This window comes from Kitasatospora sp. NPDC059812 (assembly GCF_042732075.1).
Classification (GTDB): Bacteria; Actinomycetota; Actinomycetes; order Streptomycetales; family Streptomycetaceae; genus Kitasatospora.
This window is the reverse complement of record NZ_JBHWIO010000055.1, coordinates 23457-27505: the sequence shown is the minus strand read 5'-3', so window position 1 is coordinate 27505 and position 4049 is coordinate 23457. Positions and strand designations below refer to the sequence as shown.

Genomic DNA, 4049 nt, shown 5'->3' with positions numbered 1-4049 from the left:
CGTGTGGGGTGTGTTGTGGGGGGGGGGGCGGGGCGGCGGCGCGGGCGCCGCGCGGGGGGGCGGGGGGGGGGGGGGCGGCGCGCCCCCCCCCCCCCCGGGCCCCCCCCCCCCCCCACCGCCTTCAAGTTCCAGACCGGAACGCAGTGGATCCACTCGCCCGAGAAGTACCGCAACTGGCGGGGCGTGTACAACCGGCTACGGATGTGGGCCTTCGACGGCACCTGGGAGCGGATCTTCACCACGCTGATGGCCCAGGCTGATGCGGACGAGGACGTGGGCTCTCGGTTGACTCCACGATTGTGCGTGCCCACCAGCACGCGGCTGGGACCAGTAAAAAAGGGGCCCCAGCCAACGAACCGGCCGACCACGCCCTCGGCCGGTCCCGCGGCGGACCGACCATGAAGACCCACCTCGCAGCGGACAGCCACTGCCGACCCCTCGCGTTCGCCCTCACCACCGGGCAGGCCCGCGACGCACCCGCCTTCTGCGAGGTGATGGCACATCTGCGCGTGCCCCGCCGGCGTGGACGGCCCCACACAAGGCCGAACACCGTCCTTGCCGACAAGGCGTACTCTTCCCACGCAATCCGCGAACACCTGCGCAAGCGCGGCATTCGGGCAGTGATCCCTGTCCCGGCGGACCAGCGGGGCCACCGGCAACGTCACGGCAGCCGGGGCGGCAGGCCGCCGACCTTCGACCGTGATGCCTATAAACAGCGCAATGCGGTCAAGCGGTGCATCAATCACCTGAAACAGTGGCGAGGGATCGCCACCCGCTACGAGAAGACGGCAGCCATCTACCTGGCAGGACATCACATCGCGGGCATCTTCCTCTCGTCCGCCCACTGACCATCGTCTACTCGGCTTGAATCTCTGGCCGTTCGGCTACAACGAGCAGATGGCCGCTCATGCCATGAATGGACGGGTCACTGGCAGTCCTGTAAGCGACGTCGAGCAGACGCTGGTAGGCGTCGGGATCCCGGTGGGCAAGAGCAGCGGCTTCCGACTGTGCCCAAGCCAGGATACCTTGGGACACCAACAGGCGCCGCACACGGAAACCGTGTTCTTCGAAGAGCGGCGCGACATCGTCGGGGCGCGTGAGGTACCCACCGGTGAAGCGTCCGGGCCGCGGGTCGTCGTAACGGCCTTCGTCCAGGATGAGGTCGACCGTACCCGTGGTGAACGCGGCGGACCCGTGCTCCAAGACGGTGGAGATCAATCGCATGTAGCGCGGCATCATGGTCGCAATCAGCAGCCCACCTGGTCGCAGGACCCGACGAGCCTCCCGTACGGCCTGACTGCGGTCGGTGCCGGTGGTCAAGTGATAAAAGGGCCCCGGCACAGCAGGGCGTCGAATGAATCGTCCGGGAAGGCGCTCAGATCACACTCATCCGCTTCCATGACGGCCTCTACGTTCCCGGCACACCGCTGGGGAGCCTGCGCGACGCGATCCCGGGCAACGTTCAGCAGCGCCGGCGACAGATCGGTGAGTGTCACCTGGTAGCCGCGGTGCGCGAGCCACAGGGTCCACGTGCCAGGACCCCCACCATCGTCCAGGATCCGCGCGGGGGCGGGAGGCAAGTACTCCTCCAGCGCCCGCGCATGCAACTCCCACTCGACGGCACCGTCCGCGGGCCTGCTCAGCCTCCCGGCTTCACGTTTTGCTGATTGCTCGTAATAGTCCCGCACAACGGCTACCGGATCGGGTTCAGGCGCTCTCGTCACAGATCTCATAATCGAGACTCGGCAGGACGGCTGTCCCAGTTCCTGGCAAGACTTCATGCCGCGTACACATCGGTCCCTCTGATCCAAACGAGACTGCCCAGCTCAGTCGAACGGGCCTGTGACTACGGCGTGCGCGGATCCCGCGTGAAGCCGGCCTTGTCGCGGCTGGCATGTTCGTGGCCGAATGTTCGCCGTCGGCGACGAACCCCCGTCGCGGCCGGAGCAAGGCGTCGAGAACCTGCTCGCCGGCAACAGTCAGGCCTGTTTCAGAAGTGGATCAACGGCTGTCGGCCCTCCTGGCGAAGCGCAGCGGGCCAGCCAGCCCCCGTCCTGGAACCCGGCAGGAACCTCCTCCTCCCACAGATCGACCCCGCGACGCTCCAGTTCGCCTAACCGGCGACCCCGCCGCGACTCGGGAAGGCCCTGCCCGCACCAAGGGCAGAAGCCGACCGCGATGCCCGATGTGCCACCCTCATGGATGATCAACCCGCACTCCTGGAATCCGGCACTGGACCGAATCAGTGCGTCCGGGCAGCCGAAGGGGCCGCTGTGCCGGCTGCCCCGCCCGTCCACCCGGCTCGCCACCGCCTCGCAGCAGCCGGGGCGGGGCGGGGCGGGAAGCGCCCCCGGGCCGTCTTGGCCCGTCTGTGCCCACTGTGTTGGAAACGCGGCGGGGAACAGACGCCTGACGGCCTCTCCGGAGTCGCCCAGGGCCGCGCCAGGCAGGCCGGCGGGCCTCCCCGGAAGATCAGGCCAATGGACGTTTCCAATACAACGTCAGCTGAACACCCATTCCAACCCAAGCCGGAAATCTCAACGGCCGGCCACGCAAAACGCCCGACTGGAGGAGCCCAGCCGGGCGTCTGCGTAAACCGCTCACGACTTGACCAGCCGACCGACCGCGTGGGATCAGTACCAGCGCTGATTGTCGTTGTTCCAGTCAGTCCCGTTCACGTAGACGCTCCCCCAGCCTCCGTTGCCGCTGTTGTCCAGGAAGCCGCCGCTCTGGACGTTTTGGAGCTTGAACCCGGAACCGGTATTGATCTCACGCCACCGCTGGAACGGGTTCGTGCCATCGCGGCCGGAGTTGCAGTCCTCCGTGTAGGCCTGGCTTCCATATCCTGTCAGGCATCGCCCATTGGAGTCGACTTCATTCCAGGTTCCGTCACTGTTCTGGACGTCATGCCATTGGTAGCGGTAGTTCGTGACTGTTACACCGCCGCCAGCTGAGTTCGGGAGGAGGTAGAGTCCCGCTCCACCGCTGGTATGGGAGGGGTTACCGACTCCGTTCTTCCAGCTTACGTTTCCGTCCGCCGAGGCAGATCCGGCAAACCCGATCGTCAGGACAGGGACGATCGCAGCCGCTGCTAAGATTTTAAATATTCGAGCCTTGGCCATCTAGAAACCCCCCAGTGGAGACATTTTTCGCGCAGGACTTTTCCCTGCCACTCCGAGAGGCTTTACCGCATCACCAGACCAAATGGAGAAGCGCCCCATTGCGCCTTCTTTGTCTCAATTAAGTTCCAATTTTACATATGCCCATCCAAGTGGGAGACGGTTCTACCACTTCAGTACCAGTTCGCCATTTCGGCTGCTCGGAGGCCGTACATCAAATTCGGCGGCCCACATGGCTCCAGGGGTGGGCGCGGTCCCAAAAATCATCCGCCGGGATGGTTTACGTTGAGCACGGTGCCTCCGGTCAGCGATTTCTCGCGTGCTCGAGAATCTTGTGACAGAGCGGCGGCAGGCGGAGCTCGAGGAGCTGTCCCATTGGGCTGGTGACAGGTTCGCAAGGGCCAGGCCCCGACCTGAGGGGCAGGGGGCGCAGCAGGGCATCCCTGCTGCCCGGCCAGCGGGGATCGAGGTTCGGCGTCGGCAAGGGTGGTTCCGGACCTCGGCCCGGCCACGCTGGCCCGCGCCGGACTGCCGACGCGGCGGCAAGGGGGCTGTGGAAGTGGTTCCTGAGACCTGGCGTCGCTCACCGTGGCAGAAGTCCGCCGGCCCTTGGCGGCTGCCGACCGGGCAGGGGCTTCACGCCGCGTGTTGAGGCGCGCGGTCACCTGACGTCCGGGAGGCGCCAGCGCCACTCCGTCGCTGTCGTTGCCGGCGTCGCGCCGGCCTTGCGGATGTTCTCCGCACCGAATCCGGCCCTGAGGTCACGTCGGTCGCCGAGCTCACAACACGGCCGCTGATCAGCCGGGACGGAGAACCGGTGCTGGGACGCTGGGCAAAAGAGGCGGCCCAACCGGCCCCCCGAGGGCGCACGCAGACATTGAGGGGTGGGTCGGGCGATTTTAACACATGTCGCGGGAGAGTGTGTTGTTG

Annotated in this window: 4 protein-coding genes and 1 pseudogene; 1 reads left to right on the top strand and 4 read right to left on the bottom strand. The window is 66.4% G+C overall.

The window, feature by feature from the left end; genetic code table 11:
- Positions 1-117: 117 nt before the first annotated feature.
- Positions 118-848 (top strand): annotated as a pseudogene (locus ACFV6D_RS25045) (IS5 family transposase); the annotation flags it as partial.
- A 7-nt stretch (positions 849-855) separates the two neighbouring features.
- Here ACFV6D_RS25045 and ACFV6D_RS25040 read toward each other — a convergent pair.
- The 4 genes from ACFV6D_RS25040 to ACFV6D_RS25025 all read right to left on the bottom strand — a co-directional run bounded on the left by ACFV6D_RS25040 (position 856) and on the right by ACFV6D_RS25025 (position 3122).
- Complete coding sequence (locus ACFV6D_RS25040) at positions 856-1320, bottom strand: hypothetical protein (RefSeq protein ID WP_380561163.1); 465 nt, start codon at positions 1318-1320, stop codon at positions 856-858.
- The gene (locus tag ACFV6D_RS25035) at positions 1317-1688 is read right to left on the bottom strand and encodes a class I SAM-dependent methyltransferase (RefSeq protein ID WP_380561162.1); all 372 of its coding nucleotides are present in this window, start codon (positions 1686-1688) and stop codon (positions 1317-1319) included. The genes ACFV6D_RS25040 and ACFV6D_RS25035 overlap by 4 nt, the downstream gene beginning before the upstream one ends.
- A 291-nt stretch (positions 1689-1979) precedes the next feature.
- Positions 1980-2309 (bottom strand): DUF6980 family protein, encoded by a 330-nt coding sequence (locus ACFV6D_RS25030; RefSeq protein WP_380561161.1) that lies wholly within the window; start codon positions 2307-2309, stop codon positions 1980-1982.
- Positions 2310-2633: 324 nt separating this feature from the next.
- Complete coding sequence (locus ACFV6D_RS25025) at positions 2634-3122, bottom strand: hypothetical protein (RefSeq protein ID WP_380561160.1); 489 nt, start codon at positions 3120-3122, stop codon at positions 2634-2636.
- Positions 3123-4049 lie beyond the last annotated feature (927 nt).

Bases quoted from the DNA above. Each gene is read 5' to 3' on its own strand.
- ACFV6D_RS25025 (WP_380561160.1), bottom strand. From the start codon at position 3,122: ATGGCCAAGGCTCGAATATTTAAAATCTTAGCAGCGGCTGCGATCGTC.